Origin of the sequence: Roseibium sp. (assembly GCF_039982295.1) — a bacterium.
Classification (GTDB): Bacteria; Pseudomonadota; Alphaproteobacteria; order Rhizobiales; family Stappiaceae; genus Roseibium.
On record NZ_JBDWYP010000051.1, the window covers coordinates 60,113 to 77,450 of the forward strand.

At 58.8% G+C, this 17,338-nt stretch carries 12 protein-coding genes; 9 read left to right on the forward strand and 3 right to left on the reverse strand.

Annotation, left to right across the window (positions count from 1 at the left end; translation table 11 throughout):
* Positions 1-51 precede the first annotated feature (51 nt).
* The 3 genes from ABJZ52_RS10575 to ABJZ52_RS10585 all read left to right on the forward strand — a co-directional run bounded on the left by ABJZ52_RS10575 (position 52) and on the right by ABJZ52_RS10585 (position 6,386).
* Positions 52-2,079, forward strand: a complete 2,028-nt coding sequence (locus tag ABJZ52_RS10575; protein ID WP_348188037.1) for a nitrate- and nitrite sensing domain-containing protein — start codon at positions 52-54, stop codon at positions 2,077-2,079.
* A 281-nt stretch (positions 2,080-2,360) separates the two neighbouring features.
* Positions 2,361-4,751 carry a UvrD-helicase domain-containing protein gene (locus ABJZ52_RS10580; protein WP_348188151.1) on the forward strand — a complete coding sequence of 797 codons (2,391 nt, stop codon included), beginning with the start codon at positions 2,361-2,363 and terminating at the stop codon, positions 4,749-4,751.
* 108 nt (positions 4,752-4,859) lie between these two features.
* Positions 4,860-6,386, forward strand: a complete 1,527-nt coding sequence (locus tag ABJZ52_RS10585; protein ID WP_348188040.1) for a cryptochrome/photolyase family protein — start codon at positions 4,860-4,862, stop codon at positions 6,384-6,386.
* 117 nt (positions 6,387-6,503) lie between these two features.
* Here ABJZ52_RS10585 and ABJZ52_RS10590 read toward each other — a convergent pair whose 3' ends face one another.
* Positions 6,504-6,968, reverse strand: coding sequence for a hypothetical protein (locus ABJZ52_RS10590; RefSeq protein WP_348188042.1), 465 nt, complete (start codon positions 6,966-6,968; stop codon positions 6,504-6,506).
* A 184-nt stretch (positions 6,969-7,152) separates the two neighbouring features.
* Between ABJZ52_RS10590 and ABJZ52_RS10595 the strand changes: the two genes are divergently transcribed.
* The 3 genes from ABJZ52_RS10595 (at position 7,153) to ABJZ52_RS10605 (ending at position 10,418) form a co-directional block, all read left to right on the forward strand.
* On the forward strand, positions 7,153-7,869 hold the full coding sequence (locus ABJZ52_RS10595; RefSeq protein WP_348188045.1) for a response regulator: 717 nt from the start codon (positions 7,153-7,155) through the stop codon (positions 7,867-7,869).
* Positions 7,869-9,200: a HAMP domain-containing sensor histidine kinase gene (locus ABJZ52_RS10600; protein WP_348188154.1), complete on the forward strand. Its 1,332-nt coding sequence runs from the start codon at positions 7,869-7,871 to the stop codon at positions 9,198-9,200. Before ABJZ52_RS10595 ends, ABJZ52_RS10600 begins: the two co-directional genes overlap by 1 nt.
* A 327-nt stretch (positions 9,201-9,527) precedes the next feature.
* Positions 9,528-10,418 (forward strand): 50S ribosomal protein L11 methyltransferase, encoded by an 891-nt coding sequence (locus ABJZ52_RS10605; RefSeq protein WP_348188048.1) that lies wholly within the window; start codon positions 9,528-9,530, stop codon positions 10,416-10,418.
* 100 nt (positions 10,419-10,518) lie between these two features.
* Here the strand turns inward: ABJZ52_RS10605 and ABJZ52_RS10610 are convergent, their stop codons facing one another.
* Positions 10,519-10,734 carry a hypothetical protein gene (locus tag ABJZ52_RS10610; RefSeq protein ID WP_348188051.1) on the reverse strand — a complete coding sequence of 72 codons (216 nt, stop codon included), beginning with the start codon at positions 10,732-10,734 and terminating at the stop codon, positions 10,519-10,521.
* 250 nt (positions 10,735-10,984) lie between these two features.
* Between ABJZ52_RS10610 and ABJZ52_RS10615 the strand changes: the two genes are divergently transcribed.
* On the forward strand, positions 10,985-12,799 hold the full coding sequence (locus ABJZ52_RS10615; RefSeq protein WP_348188054.1) for an aminopeptidase P family protein: 1,815 nt from the start codon (positions 10,985-10,987) through the stop codon (positions 12,797-12,799).
* A 43-nt stretch (positions 12,800-12,842) separates the two neighbouring features.
* The gene (locus ABJZ52_RS10620; protein ID WP_348188056.1) at positions 12,843-13,877 is read left to right on the forward strand and encodes a phytanoyl-CoA dioxygenase family protein; all 1,035 of its coding nucleotides are present in this window, start codon (positions 12,843-12,845) and stop codon (positions 13,875-13,877) included.
* A 22-nt stretch (positions 13,878-13,899) separates the two neighbouring features.
* Here the strand turns inward: ABJZ52_RS10620 and ABJZ52_RS10625 are convergent, their stop codons facing one another.
* The gene (locus tag ABJZ52_RS10625) at positions 13,900-15,543 is read right to left on the reverse strand and encodes a chloride channel protein (RefSeq protein WP_348188059.1); all 1,644 of its coding nucleotides are present in this window, start codon (positions 15,541-15,543) and stop codon (positions 13,900-13,902) included.
* 294 nt (positions 15,544-15,837) lie between these two features.
* Between ABJZ52_RS10625 and ABJZ52_RS10630 the strand changes: the two genes are divergently transcribed.
* Positions 15,838-17,253 (forward strand): FAD-linked oxidase C-terminal domain-containing protein, encoded by a 1,416-nt coding sequence (locus ABJZ52_RS10630; protein ID WP_348188061.1) that lies wholly within the window; start codon positions 15,838-15,840, stop codon positions 17,251-17,253.
* Positions 17,254-17,338 lie beyond the last annotated feature (85 nt).

Sequence of the window (17,338 nt, forward strand, 5' to 3'; positions counted from 1 at the left end):
CAAATGTTCGGAAGAATTAAAGTGCAAATAGTAGCACTGGCAATATTACCTATGGTCACTGTGACTATATTTGCAGGGGTCTCCGTTTACGAGAAGTATGTGGAGCTTCGGCATCATGATTTCATGGTGCCTCTTTCGCGCATTGCCGAAGATGCCGGCAACGTGATCCACGAAGTTCAGAAAGAGCGCGGCAAGTCCGCCAGCTGGATCAAGTCGGGCTATGACAGCAAGCTTTCGGCAGACGTCATGGCGCAACGTGCCAACGTTGATGCGGCCATCAAGATCTTCGATGATCACGTTGCAAGTTCCGACTTGCACAATGAGCATGTCGAAAAAGAGCTCGAGTATGTATCCGATGCCATTCACGAAATAACCGAACTTCGCATGCAGATCGATACGAAGTCCCTGAAGGTGGGCAAAGCGGTCGCGGGCTATTCAAAAGAAATCTCCGCCATGATTCACCTGATCGGTGTCGTGGTGGAATCGAGCCCATCCTCTGCCATCACCGCCGAGTTGTTGCCCTTCCTGGCTTTGACTGAAGCCATGGAGTCGGGCGGTCTCGAGCGTGCGAACGGTGCCAATTTCCTCGCCGTGTTCAGAGACACGGGTGAGATCGACAACGAGGCGTTTCTGGGCTTTATTTCCCGGTTCGGCGCCGAGCAGGCCTTCCTGAAGGAATTCGAAGCCATCGCTCTGGCTGAACAGAAGGATCTGTTCAAGAAAACGGTTGCAGGTCCTGCAGTCGCTGAAGCTGTTGCCATGCGCGAGACCTTGCAGAAACTGCCGCAGACCATGGATGCAGGTGATCTGCAGCCGGCCGTCTGGTTCGCGAAGGCTACAGAGCGTCTGAATCTCATCAAGCAGGTGTCCGATGATCTGATCCACCGGGCAGAATATGCTGCCGATGCAGACACCGGTAACCTGCAAACGCAGATTATGATGCTGTCCATCTTTGCTGTCGTGGCCTTGCTCGGCAGTGGTCTGTTCGTGTTCTGGCAGGTTCGCTCGATTTCCGGCCTGCTGGCCAGCCAGCGTGACACGATTTCCAACCTTGCTGAAGGTCATCTAGACGGCGAAATCCGGTTCACGGACCGTCCGGATGAGATCGGGGACATTGCGCGCGCTGCGGAAGTGCTCCGTGACAACTCGATTGCCCGGATCCAGCTCGAAGAAACTGCCCGCAAGGAGCAGGCCATCGAGATCGAGCGCAAGCGCCATATGGAAGGTGTCATCGAGATCTTCCGCACATCGGTTGGCTCGATCCAGGAAGTTCTGGGCAGCGAGACGAGTGCTGTTAGTGAGACGGCGCGTCAGCTTGTTCAGATCGCGGATGATGCAAGTGGTGCGGCGGACGCAGCTCACTCTGCAACAGGTGTTGCTTCGACCAATGTTCAGACCGTGGCTTCGGCCGCGACCGAACTGTCGGCCTCGATCCAGGAAATCTCTCGCCAGTCATCGACGGCGCTGAACATTGCGTCAGAAGCCTCGGAAGTTGCCAAGGCGACGGACCGCGATGTTGCGACACTGGCTGAAACCGCTGACAAGATCGGTGAAGTTGTCGGTATGATCCGCGCGATTGCCGAGCAGACCAACCTCCTGGCCCTGAATGCCACCATCGAAGCGGCACGTGCCGGTGAAGCCGGCAAGGGTTTCGCGGTTGTTGCGGCCGAAGTGAAGGAACTGTCTGACCAGACTGCAAAGGCGACGGATGAGATCGCCACGCAGATCACGGACATTCAGTCCTCGACCAAGAATGCGGTCGGTGCGATCCAGGCGATCGTTGAGCGTATTGGCGAAGTTCAGGATGTGACGACTGCCATTGCCGCCTCTGTCGAAGAGCAGGACGTGGCAACGAGCGAGATCACCAAGAGCATCAACCTGGCAGCGGAAGGCAGCTCGACGGCCGCCTCCAACGTCGACGGTGTTGCCGGTGCGATCGGTCAGACGAAGAACCAGTCTGCCGATGTGAACCAGTCTGCGGATCGTCTGGGCGCTGTCGCCACGGAGCTTTCCACTGCGGTTGACGCCTTCCTCAGCGAAGTTGCGACGGACGAAGGACCTAGCAGCCAGGCTGCCTGATCTCCTGGATCTTCAAAATCTGAAACGGCGGCAGGCCCCTCTGCCGCCGTTTCTGTTTCTTCTACCGGCCCGGGCCGCCCAGGTCTGCGCATCTTCCCCACCGAAAACTCCGTTTCGCGCCTCGCCCTTGCCGCTTTTGTTGCTATATTGTTCTTGACTGGACACTCTAGAATCGCAGCGCGGTGCATATGGCAGACCCGAACGGGTATCACGACGATATTGGCGACACATTTGTGGATGGCTTTGATGGGGACGGGTTTCCCGGAGATCGCCCCTCCCGGATGGCGTCTGTCGAGCCTGCCCCGCAGCCTGCTGGCGGCGGCATTGCGGCGCGCGCCATGGCAGCGCGGCAGTCTAATGCGCCCGATTATCTGGAGGGCCTCAATCCCGAGCAGAGACAGGCTGTCGAGACGCTGAATGGTCCGGTGCTGGTGCTGGCGGGTGCGGGAACCGGAAAGACCCGCGTTCTGACCACGCGCATCGCTCATATCCTGGCCACCGGTTCTGCCGGGCCAGCCGAGATCCTTGCGGTGACCTTCACCAACAAGGCCGCACGGGAGATGAAAGAGCGGATTGCGCGTTTCATCGGCGGCAATGTGGAAGGGATGGCCTGGCTCGGCACGTTCCACTCCATCTGCGTCAAGATCCTGCGCCGCCACGCCGAGCTGGTCGGGCTCAAGTCCGGCTTTTCGATCCTCGACACGGATGACCAGCTGCGCCTGCTCAAGCAGATCATCCAGGCCGAAGGGCTCGACGACAAGCGCTGGACCCCAAAGGCCTTCGCAGCCATGCTTGATGGCTGGAAAAACCGTGCCCTGACGCCAAACGAAGTGCCCGAAGGCGAAGCGCGGGCCTTTGCCAATGGCTGGGGCCGCAAGCTCTATGAGGAGTATCAGGACCGCCTGTCGATCCTCAACGCTTGTGATTTCGGTGACCTGCTGTTGCATGTCATCACGCTGTTCAAGACCAACCCGGATATTCTCGCCGACTATCAGCGCCGGTTCCGCTACATGCTGGTGGACGAGTATCAGGACACCAACATCGCCCAGTACCTGTGGTTACGGCTTTTGGCGCAGGGCAATCCGAATGTCTGCTGCGTGGGCGACGACGACCAGTCGATCTATGGCTGGCGCGGCGCCGAAGTGGACAACATCCTGCGGTTCGAGCACGATTTCCGCGGCGCGGTGGTGATCCGGCTGGAGCGGAATTACCGCTCGACCAGCCATATTCTGGCGGCTGCCTCTCATCTGATCTCCCACAACCAGGGCCGGCTGGGCAAGACGCTGTTCACGGATTTTGACGATCCGGACAATGATCTCGTGTCGGTGGCTTCCTGCTGGGATTCGGAGGAAGAAGCCCGGTCGATTGGCGATGAAATCGAAGCGCTGCAAGCCGATGGCCATGCGCTCAATGACATTGCCATTCTGGTGCGTGCATCCTTCCAGATGCGCTCGTTTGAAGACCGGTTCGTAACGCTGGGATTGAACTACCGTGTCATCGGCGGGCCACGCTTTTACGAGCGCATGGAGATCCGCGATGCCATGGCCTATTTCCGCTGCGTGGTGCAGCCGGCGGACGATCTTGCCTTTGAGCGCATCGTCAACACGCCCAAGCGGGGGCTTGGTGAGGCGACGCTGAAGCTGGTGCATGAACTGGCGCGGGCCGACCGCATTCCCTTGATGCAGGCCGCAAACCAACTGTGCCAGACCGAGGAGATCCGTCCCAAGGCGCGCAATGCCCTGAAAGAGGTTCTGGCGAATTTCGAGCGCTGGCGCGGGCAGGTGGACAGCCTGTCCCATACGGAGCTTGCCGAGATCATTCTGGATGAAAGCGGCTATACGGAAATGTGGCGGCTGGATCGTTCTGCCGAAGCGCCGGGACGCCTGGACAACCTGAAAGAACTCATCCGCTCCATGGAAGACTTTGAGTCCATGGCCGGGTTCCTGGAGCATGTGTCGCTGGTGATGGACCGGGACAGTGTCGAGGGAAATGACGCGGTGTCGATCATGACGCTGCATTCGGCCAAGGGTCTCGAATTCGACACGGTGTTCCTGCCGGGTTGGGAAGAGGGGTTGTTTCCGCACCAGCGGGCGCTGGATGAAAGCGGCCGGGCCGGGCTCGAAGAAGAGCGGCGTCTTGCCTATGTCGGTGTGACCCGGGCCAAGAAACGCGCCAAGATCTGGTTTGCATCCAACCGGCGCATCCACGGCCAATGGCAATCATCGATCCCCTCGCGGTTCCTTGACGAGCTGCCCGAAGAGCATGTGGAAATCGTCGAGCAGTCCTCCAACTATGGCGATTACGGCGGCGGTGGTTATGGCCGCAGCGGTGGCGGAGGCTCGCGTTTCGACAATCGCGACCCGTTCCAGAACACCTACTCGACCCCCGGTTGGCAGCGCGCTCAAAAGGCGCGGGCGGCCCAGGATGCTGTCTTCGAGCGCGGCGACTTCCGTTCGTCCCGGAGCAAGAAGCAGGGGCCCCTGACCATCGAGGGCGAGCTGGTAGCCAAATCGGTCAGTGAAGCCCCCTCGGAGTATTCCGTGGGCGAGCGGGTGTTCCACATCAAGTTCGGCTATGGCGCAATCATCGCGATCGAGGGCAACAAGCTGACGATCGACTTCGAAAAGGCCGGCCAGAAGAAGGTGCTCGACAGCTTCGTCGAGCGGCACTGAAGTTTCCCGGTTTCTGAGTGATACACAGGCCTGCGCGCCGCGTAGAGAGGAAAAGCCAGTCTCCAATGGGGAGAGCTTACTGCCATTTCTCTTGTCGGAGCGCTTTTCGTGTCTGTTCGCAATCTCATCCTCATTCTCGGTGACCAGCTGACGCCCGCCATCAGTTCGCTGCGCGGGGCCGAGAAAGATCAGGACCGGATCCTGATGGCGGAGGTTGCCGAGGAGGCGACCTATGTGCGTCACCACAAGAAGAAGATCGCCTTTGTCTTTTCCGCCATGCGCCACTTTGCTGAGGAGCTCGCCGATGCCGGTTGGACCGTCGATTATGTCCAGCTGGAAGATGCAGACAACTGTGGCAGCCTGAAAGGCGAAGTCGAGCGTGCGACCAAGCGCTTGAAGCCCAGCAGAGTAAGTATCACCGAACCCGGTGAATATCGTTTGCTCGCGGATTTCAAGGGTTGGGAGGCAGACCTTGGCGTGCCGGTCGACATTCGACCTGACGAGCGTTTCCTCTGCTCCAGGTCCGAGTTCGAGCGTTGGGCTGACGGCCGCAAACGGTTCCTTATGGAAGACTTCTACCGGCACATGCGTGTCAAGACCGGTCTCTTGATGGACGGTGACAAACCGGCGGGTGGCAAGTGGAATTTCGACAAGGACAATCGCAAGCCAGCGCGTCAGGACCTGTTCATGCCGCGTCCGAGGTGGTTCGAGCCGGATGAAATCACGCGGAATGTCCTTTCACTGGTCGGTGCGCGGTTTGCGGAGCATTTCGGCGGGCTTGATCCGTTCTGGTTTGCAGTGACCCGGCAGCAGGCGCGCCAGGCCTTCGACGATTTCCTCGACTGCGGCCTGCCACACTTCGGCGATTTCCAGGACGCGATGCTGCGCGGCGAGCCGTTTCTCTATCACTCCGTTGTCGCTCCCTACCTCAATGCCGGGTTGCTGGATCCCATGGAATTGTGCCAGGCGGTCGATCAGGCGTACCGGGAGGGCAAGGTGCCGATCAACTCCGCTGAAGGCTTCATTCGCCAGATCATCGGATGGCGGGAGTATGTCCGCGGCATCTATTGGCTGAGAATGCCCGACATGGCCGAAGAGAACTTCCTGAAAGCTACCAGAGACTTGCCGTCTTTCTATTGGAGCGCGGAAACGGATATGACGTGCCTGAAAGAGGCCATCACGCAAACCCGCGATGAAGCCTACGCCCATCATATCCAGCGGCTGATGATCACCGGCAACTTTGCCATGCTTGCAGGCATCGAACCCCGGCAGGTGCATGAGTGGTATCTGGCTGTCTATGCGGACGCTTACGAATGGGTCGAGATGCCCAACACGCTGGGCATGAGCCAGTTCGCTGACGGAGGGGTTTTGGCGTCAAAGCCCTATGCGTCTGGCGGGAACTATATTCGGAAGATGTCCGACTACTGCGAACACTGCCGCTATGACGTCGCCCAGAAGGTCGGTGAAGGCGCTTGTCCTTTCAATGCGCTTTACTGGGACTTTCTTGATCGCAACGCGGAGCGTCTCAGAGGTAATCGGCGGCTCGCAACAGCTTACAGTGCCTGGGAGCGCATGGGAGACGTAAAGCAGGAAAGCTATCGGCAAAGCGCGCGCGCTTTCCTTCGGGGGCTTTGACAGCGGCGGGGGGCAGCAGTTTCAAGATGTCTGGTCGCCGCAAAAAAAGAGCCGGTCACCTCGCGGGTGACCGGCCAAGCCTTGCAGGCCATCAGGGGACGCACCGGCAAGGAAGTATCAGGCGATGTAGTCAACCAGCAAGGAGGAGGTTGAGGTGGACGTGCTGTCGCCGGATTCCGAATAGCTGCTGCTCGAGGCCGTGAGCTCTTCGAGAAGCAACGCGACCAGATCTTCACCGGAACTGTCGGAGCCCGATGCCTCGCCGCCGGGGGGAGGGGGTGGCGGCGGACCCATTTCTCCGCTTTCGAACATGGCGGACAGTTCATCTGCCTGTTCCTGCGTCAACGTACCGGCGTCAACCTGCTCGCTCAGCAGACCTTCCATCTTCTCCTGCATTTCTTCCTTGCTCGGAGGCGTGGACGAAGGGCCGCCTTCGGGCGCCATATCGTCATGAATGGCCTCAAGAGCCGCCTGCATGGCGTCTGAATCTTCGGAGGTGATTTCGCCAGCTTCGACCTGTGCGGCCAGCTGTGTTTGCATGGTTTGTTGCGGTGGCGGTGGCGCCGATCCGATCGACATCATGAGTACGGTCCTCGCTCAAAGTAAAAGATGCGAGATTCACACTGTTTTCTTTATGTTAACATTAAATTAACGAAACATTTCAGCTAAATTGCCAATTGTTTCTTTTCTCTCTTTAGAAATATGTAGAAACAAATTGCTACAATTTTAGAGGTGAAAAGCAAAACGAAAGCTGCATATTGGCTCCATGACCCGCGTTGAACACATCCTCGTCGTTGAAGACGATTCCGAGATTGGTGGCCTGATTGACAGGCACCTTTCATCAAATGGCTGGAAGGTTAGCCTTGCCCGTGACGCTGCCGAGATGGATCGCGTGATCGCAAATGCGCGCATCGATCTGGTGGTTCTCGACCTGATGCTGCCCGGTGAAGACGGCTTGAGTATCTGTCGGCGATTGCGCGGGCAGGGCAACATCCCGATCATCATCGTTTCGGCCAAGTCTGACGACTTTGACCGCGTGGTCGGTCTCGAGGTCGGGGCCGATGACTACCTGGCAAAACCTTTCAACCCGCGAGAGCTGATCGCGCGTATTCGTGCCATGTTCAGGCGTGTGGACATGGGCATGGCCAGCGCAGCAGTGTCTGGCAAGGTTCTGGCGTTCGAAGGCTGGCGGTTGGACTGTGCCCAGCGGGACTTGCTCAATCCGGAGCAGGCCGAGGTTTCGCTCACCCCTGCCGAATTCGACCTCCTGCAGGTCATGGCGGAACGACCGGGACGGGTATTGAGCCGCGATCAGCTGAGTGACCTTGCGCACGGAAGCAACCCGACGGGGTCCGGTCGCAACATCGATATTCTGATCAGCCGTGTGCGCAGCAAACTCGAGGCCGGCGGCGCGGCCTACCAGTTCATTCGCACCGTCCGGTCGGGCGGTTACGAATTTGTCGCTGAGGTGAAGGCTCAGTGATGCACGTGATCCGCCAGTTGGGACCTCAGCGCATCGCGACGCAAATGCTGTTGATCATGCTGATCGGCAGCGCTGCAATGACGATGTTTCTTCTGGCTCTTTTGTGGATGATGCGTCCTGAGCCTGCGGATGATGCAGGGGCAACGGTCGGGCTTAAACACGCGATTGCGGTCGCCCGCCTGAATGACGCGGACGAAGACGAGCGCGCGGACCTTCTGGAACAGATGCTGGCTGACGATGCGTCGCTTGATCTGACGCTGGTTGACCAGGCGCCCGCTGCGGATCCCGGCCAGAAAGAACGATCACCATTCTGGCCATTTCAGGAAGGTGTGCTGGCGCCAGGCATCAGCCTCGTGGCGTCATGGCCGCTTCCAAATGGCGAAGGTGGCAAGCGCATTCCGAATTTGTATTTCCAGCTCGCAGATGGAAACTATGTACTTGCCAAGATGGCTGCGCGCAAACCGCCGCCCTTTCTCGGCAATCCTCTGATCCTGCTGTTTGTCACACTCGGTGCCAGCCTGCTGCTGCTGCTCGTTTGGGCGGCGCGCACGCTTGTCCGTCCGCTGTCCAACCTGTCGGCAGATGTGGCAAAGTTCGGGAAGGACACGGCACGGCCGGTGCCGGTCGCAGAGGCCGGGCCGCAGGAGGTCCAGCAGGTGGCCCAGGCCATCAATCGGATGCAGGGACGAATCGAGGGCCTGGTTGAGCGGCGCACCCGCATGCTGACAGCCGTTGGTCATGATCTTCGCACGCCCCTGACCCGTCTGCGGCTGCGTATCGAGCTGATGAAGGACGAGGACCACAAACAGCGGAATTTGGCCGATCTGGATCTCATGGAAACCCAGCTCAATGGTGCCCTGTCCTTTCTCAAGGAGGGGCGAACCGGAGAAGCCTGGAAACGGATCAATTTGCCAAGCCTGCTGCAGGGTCTCGTCGATCAATACGAGGACATGGGCGTTGAGCTGGCTTTGTCCTGTCCGCAAGGCGTCGTGGTTGAAGGGCGTTCCAGCGAGCTGACCAGGGCCTGTTCCAACCTGATCGACAATGCCCGGCGCTATGACGATCAATTGTCGCTGCATGTCAGTGTAGCTGGACCCGAAGTGCATCTTGATGTGGTCGACCATGGGCGTGGTATTCCCGCAGGCGATCAGGAACGGTTGATGGAGCCCTTCGAGCGTGGTGATGAGGCACGCCAGATCGACAACGGCACCAGTTTCGGATTGGGCCTTGCGACAACACGCGCAATAGCAGAAGCGCACGGCGGCCGGCTTGAGCTGAGGGACACGCCGGGGGGCGGGCTGACTGCACGTATCGTGTTGAACCTGGGTTAAACCAATCGAGGTTTTGCTCTCGCTGCACGTTTGGCGGCTGCGTCTTCGCTCTTCTGCGGCGGGCCTTGGGATACTGAAAAGCTCTTCGCAGGAGGGGCGGGAAACCACAGCCCATGTCTCTTGCGCACAATGTCCTGACGGTTGCTGGCCGGGTTGCCGCTAAATGCCTTCTGTCTCAATCCATGTGATCTACTCTTGAGTTTTGGCGCGCCAGGAGCGGGCCGACAGCCAGGAAGCGAGACATTGCAGGTCTGAAACGGGCGTGAATTGCGGTTGCCGCCAAAGCGGTCTATACGCCTTGCACCTATCCCCAAGCTTGAGGACATCATGCAGACCGTCAGGGTTCGGATTACCGCAGAAGAACTGGAAGCCAAGCGCATTGCCGATGTGCTGGAGCGCGCGTTCGAGGACGACGGCAATCCGGTGACCATCTATGAGGCATCTGCCGACGGCAAGACCTGGGCTGCCGAAATCCTGCTTTTCGAAATGGAGCCTGAGGAGGCCACTGAGGCTGTTCGTGATCGGGTCGGTTCGGATGCCTTTGCAGCGCCGATCGAGGCGGAGATCCTTCCCGACATCAACTGGGTCGAAAAGAGCCTTGAGGGACTGAAGCCGGTCAGTGCCGGGCGTTTCTTTGTTCACGGGTCTCACGATCGCGACAAGGTGCCAGGCGGCGGCATCGGCCTTGAAATCGAGGCTGCTTTGGCTTTTGGCACAGGGCACCATGGCACGACCGCAGGGTGCCTGGAGGAGATCGATCGCCTCTTTTCGATGCGCGAATATTACCGCGTCCTGGACTTGGGAACGGGAACTGGTGTCCTTGCAATCGCGATTTCCCGGATGACCCGGCAACACGTTCTGGCGACCGACATTGATCCGGTTGCGACCGAGACGGCGGCGAAGAATGCCAGGCTGAATGGTGTTGCACCGCTGATCAGCACCTTTACAGCCAACGGTATGGAAGATCGCCGCTTTGGCGAGTTCGGCCCGTTCGACCTTGTGGTCGCCAATATTCTGGCAAGGCCTCTGATGAAGATGGCGAAGTCCATCGCGGCGCGAATGACACCGACGGCGACCCTGGTGCTGTCAGGCCTGAGGGTCTCGGATGGTCCGAGGATCCTCTTTGCCTATGGTTGCCAAGGCTTCCATCTTGCCCGGCGGCAAGAGAAGGAAGGCTGGTTGACGCTGACGCTCGTGCGTGGCCGGAAGGTCGCCTAGCGCGGCTCTTTCATCCGGTTCTTCATTGAAGTAGACAAAAAAAGAGCGCGGAGGAGGTTCCACCGCGCTTCTTTTCTCATGATATTCCGCAGTAATCTTCTTAGAAGATCATGCCCGCAGAACCTTCGCGTTCCAGTTCGCTGCGCTCAAGGCCGTGTGCGGCAAGAGTGGCATCGTCAAGGGAAAGAAGGTAGCCGTTGACGTAGCGACGGGCCTGCTTTTCGCGGGCTTCAACCATACGGCCGAATGCGCGACGTACGAAGCTGTCGGAAGAGTGGCTGGTGCCGCCGATGGTGGTGGTGGTTGCTGTTGCCATGGTCTTAGAACTCCAATCAAGGGGTTGTCGGGGGCGCGTCCTCGCGGGCTGCTGCCTCTTTATTTGTCACGATCAATATGAGGTCATTCGCGTTTTTTGAGTAGAGACGATCTTGCATGACAGGCCTGCATTTCTCGCATGTGCGAAATCTATGCTGCGTCGCAAAAATGTAAAACTGATGCTGCCTAAAGAGCTCTGCGGAATAGTTTTCCGTCTTGAACGATTCGCCTGATCAACCTAGCTTCGGGCCATGTTTCAGACCTTCGATGATCTCAATGATCCTTCCTGCGGGGCGCCGCATGCAGCGCTGCTCAGGGCCGAACTCAAGCAGCTTTCCCTTGATGGGTTCCTTGTGCCGCGTGCAGACGCTCACCAGGGCGAATATGTGCCGCCCCATGACTGCCGGCTTCAGTGGCTGACAGGCTTTTCCGGCTCGGCCGGGACAGCTGCCGTGTTGATGGACGACGCTGCGATTTTCGTCGATGGCCGCTACACGATCCAGGTTCGCGAACAGGTGGACATGGATGTCTTTCCGGCTCAACACCTGATCAACGAACCGGTTACCGACTGGTTGGCTGCGCGCTTAAAATCTGGCCAGCGTATTGGCTATGACGCCATGCTCCACCCCGTTCGCGAAGTGCGCCGTCTCCAGAGTGTCTGTGACAAGGCTGGAGCTGAACTGGTCGCACTTGATCAAAATCCGATCGATGCGGTCTGGAAGGATCGTCCGGAAGCACCGGTTGGCGCGGTCGCTCTGCACAGCGAAAAACTTGCGGGGCGTTCGGCCAGCGAGAAGATCTCCGAGATTCAGGCCGCGATTGCTGCGAAGGACGCGGGGGCTTGCGTGCTTACCCAGCCCGATTCCATTGCCTGGCTGTTCAATATCCGCGGGTCTGACGTGACGCATAATCCGGTCCCGCTTTCCTTTGCCGTCGTTCCCGCGACTGGCAAGCCGAGCCTTTTCATCGATGGCCGCAAGCTGTCGAATTCGGTTCGAGAAACTCTGCATGTGCTTGTTGATGTCGAGGAGCCGCAAGCCTTCAAGGCGAAACTTGCCAGTTTGGGTCAGGCTGGCGCGTCCTTGATGATCGACCCGGCTCTTGCAGGGCAGGGGATTGCCGACGCGATCGTCAATGCCGGCGGCCAACTGATCGAGGCGGCTGATCCTGTGCTTCTGCCAAAGGCGATCAAGAATGGTGCAGAAATCGATGGTGCCCGCGCAGCGCATCTGCGTGACGCGGTCGCTTATGCGAAATTCCTGTGCTGGTTCGATGATATTGCCCCATCCGGTGAGCTGGACGAGATTGGCGCGGCGGAAAAGCTGGAACAATTCCGCCTTGAGACCGGGGTTCTGAAGGATATCTCATTCGATACGATTTCAGGTGCAGGCCCCAATGGCGCCATCTGTCATTATCGTGTGAGCCGCAAGAGCAATCGGATGATTCCGGTGGGGCGTCCTTTCCTGATCGACAGTGGCGCCCAATATGAAGATGGCACCACGGACATCACCCGTACCTTGGCGGTGGGAGAGCAGAGCGCAGAAATGAGCCGGCATTTCACGCTGGTGCTGAAGGGACATATTGCCATCTCGTCTGCGCGCTTTCCGCTTGGCACCACAGGTGCCCAGCTCGATACCCTCGCGCGCATCGATCTTTGGAAGGCGGGTCTGGATTTCGACCACGGGACGGGCCATGGTGTCGGTGCTTATCTGTCGGTTCACGAAGGGCCGCAGCGTATTGCCAAAACCGGCACGGTGCCCTTGAAGCCTGGCATGATCCTGTCGAATGAACCGGGATATTATCCGGCAGGTGAGTACGGAATCCGTCTGGAGAACCTGGAACTCGTAACAGAGCCGTCAGGGATCGAAGGCGGCGAGCGGCCGATGCTGGCGTTCGAGACTCTGACGCTTGCGCCCTTTGATCTTCGCCTTGTGGACAGGGATCTCCTGAGCGATGCTGAGCGCGATTGGCTCAATGCCTATCATGCCAAGGTTCTTGCCCAGCTTTCGCCTCTTCTGGACAACAAGACATTAACCTGGCTGGAAGAGGCTACAACGGCTATTTGATTGGGGTTGTTTCCACAGGCCTATGGTTTCAAGGCGGTGTTTTATGCGTGCGATTGATATCTTGAAGACGCCCTTGTGGGCAGCGGAATTGGCCAGTGGTGCCAAATCCTTTGCCGACAATCCGATCATCGGCAGTCGCCGGTTGAATGAGAAGGGCCTTCATGTGGCGCGTATGCGCCTGGCTGAGCGCATGAGCGACTGGCGCCGGGGCCGTCTCGCCAAACTGGTGAGTGAGGATGACCGCCGACAATATGCGGAGCAGGGCTTCATTTGCCGTCACGATGTGCTTAGTTCAGATGAGCTGGCGGGTTTGCGGCAGGAGGTGGAAGAGAACACCTTTCACGCCTATGACATGCGGCAGGGCAATGCGGTAACGCGTTTCGTCCCCCTTCCGCCGGAAGTCCTGAAGGGCAAACCCCACCTCAAGCGGTTCGTGAACGGCTCCTTGTTCCAGAACACTTTGCGCTATGTGGGGTCTGTCAATGCGGATCCGATTGTCTATCTGCACGTCGTCATGACCGAGCCGACAAAGGGCAAGGTAGATCCTCAGACGAGCTTCCATTCAGATACATTTCAGCCCACTGCAAAGTCCTGGTTCTTTTTATATGACGTGGCTCTGGAAGACGGGCCGTTCAACTATATTGCCGGGTCGCACAGGTTGACGCCAGAGCGGGCAGCCTGGGAGCAGGAGCAGAGTGTTCAGGCTGCTGAGGCTCGAAACAAGCTTCATGCACGTGGCTCCTTCCGCCTCACAGCCGAAGAGGCGAAGCAGATGGGGTTCTCTGATCCCGTTGCTTTCAATGTTCCCGGCAATTCCCTGGTCGTCGCGGACACGCACGGCTTTCATGCGCGCGGCAAGAGCGAACGTCCTTCGGTGCGGGTGGGCATTTATGGTTCCCTGCGCCGCAATCCCTTCCTGCCGGTAACGGGGCTCGACCCGTTTTCGCTTCCTGGTATCAAGGGTCGCCAGGCTCAGATCCATATGAAGGAGCTGCAGCTCAAGGCAAGGTGGAGGGGCGTGAAAGGCTCGCACCGATATGCCGGCAAGATTTTGATCACCGAGCCGTCCCCGTTCTGAGCCGCACTTTCGCGTGTCAGCCTCAACGATGGGCTTCTTCGCTTTCCCTGATCAGCGCCGAGTTGAAATAGCGCAGGGCACGGACATGGCGGGCGATGCCGACAATCCTGGTAGCGTCACCACTCTCGACCACCGGCAAGCTGATCTTGCCGCTTTCGTCAAAGGTCTTCAGGGCGTTTTCAAGTGAATTGTTTGCATGCAGGTAGGCACCATCGGTGCCGGGGTTGAAGGTTCTTTCTTCTTCATTCTCCGGTGGGGCGTCCATGAAATCGCGAACTTTGACGCTTTCACTCAGATAGGTGTGGCTGCCCTCGTGCAGGCAGACCCCCCGCATGCCGAGTTGCCAGTGGAAATAGGATTTGCCGTGAATGGCTTGCGTCAGGCCAGCGGAAATGGAGACCACGATCAGGAGCGCAATGGAGAGGCCGTAGCCTCCCGTCAATTCGAAAACGATCATTGTGGTGGACACCGGAGCGCCAAGGACGGCTGCGGCAACGCCTCCCATTCCAAGGATGGCGTAGAGCCCATGGCTGGAGGCCATCTCGGGGAAGGCAGACGCTGCGATCAGGCCAAAGGCGCCTCCGGTCATGGCACCCAGATAGAGCGACGGCGAGAAGATCCCACCGCCGAAGCGTGAAGCCAACGTGATCGCGGTGGCGGCGGTTTTGGCGACCAGAAGTGCCAGCAGCATGGTGATCGGTAGCTGATGCTTCAACGCCATGTCCGTGGCTTCATAGCCAACGCCAAGGACCTGGGGGAAGACCAACGCGATTGCTCCGACCGCAAGGCCGCCGACCACGGGGCGCAACCAGAGTGGCATCGAGATGTTGCGCGCGGTCCAGTCGCTTCCGATCAGCGCAAACTGGAACAGGATCGCGACTGCTGCGCAGGTCAGACCAAGCAGAGCGAAGGCGGGAATCTCCAGATACGATGTGATGTCGTAGGTCGGAATGATGAAGGAGGCAGATTCCCCGAACCACAGGCGGGAAAGGACGGCTCCGACGGCCGATGCCAGCACGATTGGAACGAAGGCGGATACGGCATAGTGGCCAAGGACCACCTCATGAGCGAAAAGAACGCCGGCAATTGGTGCGTTGAAGGATGCGGACACGGCGCTGGCGACACCGCAGGCCAGCAACATGCGCCTGGCTGAATCGGGGAGCGAAAAGGCCCGGCAGACGGCGGTGCCCAAGGTCGCTCCCAAGTGGACCACAGGTCCTTCGCGGCCTGCGCTTGCCCCGAACCCGAGAGAAATGACCGTGATCAGCGCAGACGTCAGACCAGCACGAAGCGGCAGGCCGCGGCCACCCAGCGCACGCGCCTCGATCACATCGGCAACTCCGCCCGCGCGTTGCTTGGGTTGATAGGTCTGAAGCAGCCAGCCCACGATCAGGCCGCCAAGCGCAGGCGTCAACAGGATGACCCACCACGGTTGGCTTGCCGCGGCATTGATGATCCGCTCCGACGTAGTGCCAAGCCACGGCCATTGCAGCAGGCCTATGGCTGAGCGGAAGGCAATGGCCGCTGCAGCAACAAGTGCGCCGATGCCGAGCGCGAGCACCCAAACGACCGGAAGTCGGCTGGTACTGAACAGGCGCAGATTGGGTGTGATCCAGCTGGAAAGGATCTGAGGAAGGTGACGGACAGTGTCGAATATGACGCGCATCGGTCGATACCGCTGGAAACTGCTCAAATGAACGAGACGGCAGACCGTCCCGGATCGGGCTGTCTTGGCATGTGGCTGCCTGATTCAGCCTTGTGACTGAACTCAATATGGCAGAAAAAACATGACCTTTGCCGACAATCTTGGAGTTTTTTCCATTTTTCGCGATCGATCTGCCGTATGGCTTGCAATCAAATGGCGCGACAAGGTCGATTGCCTTTGACCTTTGCAAGACTGCCCAACATATTTGGCCCTTCAAGAGATTGCCCAATACAGTAGAAGAACAGGATCTGGACCATGTCCCTGAGTGCCCTCCAGGTGCCCGTCGCGCGCGACGAAGAGAAAGCCTCGCTGGTCGTCGACATTTTGGCCCAACGCTTTGGTGAGCGCTGCTCTCGCTCTCAAGCAGTACGGGAGCAACACGGGCATACGACGACCTGGTTGCCGAATCAGGCGCCGGACGCTGTTGTCTTTGTCGAAAGCACTGAAGAAACAGCGGAAGTTGTGCGCATCTGTGCCGAGCACAAGGTGCCAGTGATTCCTTTCGGCACAGGATCATCGCTTGAAGGACACCTCAATGCGCCTGGTGGCGGGATCTCGCTGGACATGTCCCGCATGGATGCGATTCTACAGGTCAACGCGGATGATCTTGATTGCCGGGTTCAGGCAGGTGTGACCCGCAAGCAGCTCAATAGCTATCTGCGCGATACCGGGCTGTTCTTCCCGATTGATCCGGGGGCGGATGCCAGCCTTGGTGGCATGGCGGCGACCCGTGCATCCGGCACCAATGCCGTGCGTTACGGTACGATGAAGGACGCAGTTCTGGGTCTCACCGTTGTCACGCCGACTGGCGAGGTCATTCACACGGGCGGCAGGGCGCGCAAGTCAGCGGCCGGCTATGATCTGACCCGACTTTATGTCGGCTCGGAAGGGACACTGGGCGTGATCACCGAACTGACCGTTCGGCTCTATGGCCAGCCGGAGGCAATTTCGGGCGGCGTTTGCCCGTTTCCTGATATCGATTCCGCCTGTCAGGCGGTGATCGCCACAATCCAGTGCGGGATCCCGGTGGCGCGCATAGAGTTCCTGGATACGTTGCAGGTCAAGGCATGCAATGCCTATTCGAAGCTCGAGCTGGACGAGCAGCCAACCTTGTTCCTGGAATTCCACGGGTCGGATGCGAGCGTGCGAGAGCAGGCTGAGCTTTTCGGATCAATTGCCGAAGACCTGGGTGGTGGTGATTTCAAGTGGGCGACCCAGGCCGAAGAACGCACGAAGCTCTGGTCTGCACGCCACGATGCCTATTGGGCGTCCTTTGTTCTCAGGCCAGGTGCGAAAGGTGTCGCGACCGATGTTTGTGTCCCGATTTCTCGGCTGGCAGAGTGCGTGACCGAAACGTCCAGGGATCTCGAAGACGCGGGGCTGCTCGCGCCCATCGTCGGCCATGTTGGTGACGGCAATTTCCACGTTCTGGTATTGGTCGACGAGGACAACCCGGAGGAAATCGCCAAGACTGAAGCCTTTGTCGAACGTCTGAACTGGCGTGCGATTGAGCTTGAGGGAACATGCACGGGAGAACACGGTGTCGGGCAGGGCAAGATGAAATACCTTGAGCGCGAACATGGCGGCGGACTGGATGTCATGCGGTCGATCAAACAGGCGCTTGATCCTGACAACATCATGAACCCGGGCAAGATTGTTACCGTCTCCTGACTTTTGCCATGAGACTTTTGAGGCGGACCTGTTGTATCGGTAACGGGTCCGGTTTTCTTCGTGTCATGATATCGTTTCGAATCGT